We start from the raw sequence: 2,802 nt of genomic DNA on the forward strand, positions 1-2,802 counted from the left end.
GCGAGTCCGGCGTAGGAGGCGAGGTGGGCGGCGGTGGGGAAGCTGGTGCCGTCGCCGACGGTGACCAGCAGGACGGCGGCGGTCCTGACGCCGACGCCGGGCATCGACGTCAGGACCGGGGAAAGAGACATCCGATGCAGTTGATCTGTCAAGCTGCAACGGAGAGTTGGGGTGCTTCGGGGATGGGGAATGCGGTGGTTTCGGCGTAGTGGGTTCGTTTGGTGAGGCAGTGGTGGAGGCAGCCGAGCATGCGGTTGAAGAGGTTGCGTTGGGCGGCGGTGTGGCGGTCTCCGTCGGCCCGTCGGCGGTCGTAGTGGGCGCGGGCGCCGGGTGAGGCGGTCAGTGCGGCGAAGGCCCAGACATAGCCGACGGAGGCGAGTCGCTGGTTCTTGACCTTGCGGGCCATGACCGCGAGGCTTCTGCCGGACGCCCGGGTGACCGGTGCGGCCCCGGCGAAGGCTTTGAGTCCCTTCGCGTCGGTGAAGCGGGATCGGTCGTCGCCGATCTCGGCGAGCACCCGGGCGCCGGTGAGAGAGCCTAGCCCTGGAAAGCTGGTGATGATCTCGGCGTCCGGGTGTGCTTCAAAAGACTCCACCGCGGCAGTGGTCAGATCGTCTGCGCTGGTGCAGGCGGCGTCGAGTTGTCTCAGCAGAGCGATGGCCTGGCGGCCCATGGCCTGTTCGACTTGCGGAAGCTGCCGCATCTGCGGGACCCGGAGGCCCTGGCGGAGCCGTTCTGCTTCCGCCTCGATGCCGCGCTGACGGCCGGCCTTCTTCAGGAGCGAGCACAGCTGGGTGCGGGTGAGCTTGGCGGCCTGCTCCGGGGTGGGCGCGGCGGCCAGTACGACGCGAGCTGCCTTCGCGCACAGTCCTTCGCGGCGGGGCTGGAAGGCCGCGAGGAAGCCAGGGAAGTATTCGCGCAGGTGGGAGCGGAGTTTGTTGCCTGCCTGAGTGCGGTCCCAGACGGCGTCCTGCTGGGCTCGGGCCAGGACGGCGACGGCCTGGGCGAGTTCGCTGTCGTCGGGCAGCGGCCGGTGGACGGCTCGGTCGGTTCGCAGGATGTTCGCCAGCACCATGGCGTCGAGATGGTCGGACTTCTTGCGAGCGACCGCGTGCCGGTCGCGATAGCGAGCAGCTGCCATCGGGTTGATCGCGTAGATGGGACGCTTGGTGGCTCGAAGGCAGGCCACGAGCAGACCGCGGGAAGTCTCGATCGCCACCGGAATCGGGGCGTCCTTGCGATCGCCATGAGTGGTGAGAAGGTCCAGGAGCTGTTGCAGGCCCGCGGCGTCATCGGTGATCCGGGCTCTAGCCAGCAGAGCTCCCTCGTGGTCGACCACGGCGACGTCGTGGTGGTCGCTGGCCCAGTCGATCCCGCAGGTGACGGTCATCGTGTCGTTGTCGTCCTCTCGGTCAGGGTGTATTGCTGCTGGTCGCAGCCGCGCGGGGCACGCGTCTCCCTAATGGAAGGGCTCGATGGCCCAGCATCCGATTAGCCGTTCGTGACCCCAGCGACCCGCGAGGCCCTCAGTCTGCTCAGGAGCTCGGTCGGCTCCAGGCTTGATGAGAGGTGATCCCCGCGAGCGGCTCGGACCACGGACTTCAACGATCCGATCGTCGGACTGGATGCGGTAGTTGCCTTCGGTCTCGTGGTGGTGAACGGTGCCGGGGGCCGGCGCTTGTCAAACGGCTCAAGGGCCCGGGCGTACTCTGCGGCTCTCCCGGCACCGACCACCACCACGAGGAACGGTGCTTTGCTGAAGCGGGGCCCGCAGTCTCTTTCAGGGCCTCGACGGGCCGGGGTGGGCCTGGCGGTGCCCCGCTTCACTGCCCATTAGGGTGGGCCTCCAGAAGCGTGTTGATCTGGGCTTCCATCGCCCGTCGCTGGGTGTGGACGGCGGTCAGGGACGCGGCCAGGGAGGGGATGACGAGGTCCAGGGTGGCGGTGCCCGGGACGACGACGGTCTGCTCGTCGAGCGCGTCGAAGACGTCGTCGATCAGCCGCTGGGCCATGCGCGGAGCCTTGGGCCGGATGAGGTCGACGAGTCTGCGGCGGCCGGCCTTGCGCAGGGCGGCCGGGGAGCCGTGTCGTTCCAGGAGCCAGGTGATGGCCTGGTGGTCGAGGCGCGGGCCGAGGACGCGTTCGAGGCTGGGGTGGAACTGGGTGAGCAGGCCGCGTATGCGGTTGGAGGTGCGGGTGGCCTCGGCGGCGAGGTCCTGGTCGAAACCGACGAGCACGGTGAGTTCGGCGGTGATCTCGTCGGTCAGTTCCAGGGATCGCAGGGTGTGCGGCATGGTGCGGGCCGCGTCCGCGATGACGGCCGCGTCGCGGGCGTCGGTCTTGGCCTCTCCGGGGTAGAGGTCGGCGATCCGCCGCATCGCCAGGCCGGGCAGGTAGGCGACGCGGCAGCCGGCATCGCGGGCGACGGTCAGTGGCAGGGCGCCGATCGAGGCGGGCTGGTCCACGATGACCAGGACGATTCCGAACTTCGCGGCAAGTTTGTCGAAGACGGCCCGCAGCTTCGGTTCGCTGTTGGGCAGCGGCTTGTCGAAGACCTTCTTCCCTGCCGGAGTCAGGCCGTGGCCGTGATGAGCGGACTTGCCGACATCCAGGCCGAGGAACACGCCCACGTCTTCGATCTCGAACATCGCGCCCTTTCCGGGATGTTGATGGTGCCGGCCTCGGCTCGGGTGTCGTGCTCGCGCATCCACGTTATGCAGACCTGCCGCCCGCGAACCGTCCGGCGTTGCGCCGGACCGGACGGTGGCCGGACCTCTGATCAGCGTCTCCGACGAACACCCC

The 2,802-nt window shown here is 68.8% G+C and carries 1 protein-coding gene and 2 pseudogenes; all 3 read right to left on the reverse strand.

Annotated features, from left to right (window positions below; genetic code table 11):
* Positions 1 to 125 (reverse strand): annotated as a pseudogene (locus AC07F3_RS42335) (transposase); the annotation flags it as partial.
* 23 nt (positions 126 to 148) lie between these two features.
* Positions 149 to 1,390 (reverse strand): IS110 family RNA-guided transposase, encoded by a 1,242-nt coding sequence (locus AC07F3_RS42340; protein ID WP_479120448.1) that lies wholly within the window; start codon positions 1,388 to 1,390, stop codon positions 149 to 151.
* A 445-nt stretch (positions 1,391 to 1,835) separates the two neighbouring features.
* Positions 1,836 to 2,648: pseudogene (locus AC07F3_RS42345) on the reverse strand (IS110 family transposase); the annotation flags it as partial.
* Positions 2,649 to 2,802: the final 154 nt, after the last annotated feature.

This window comes from Streptomyces sp. NPDC045846, from assembly GCF_056431605.1.

Bases quoted from the DNA above. Each gene is read 5' to 3' on its own strand.
- AC07F3_RS42340 (WP_479120448.1), bottom strand. From the start codon at position 1,390: ATGACCGTCACCTGCGGGATCGACTGGGCCAGCGACCACCACGACGTC.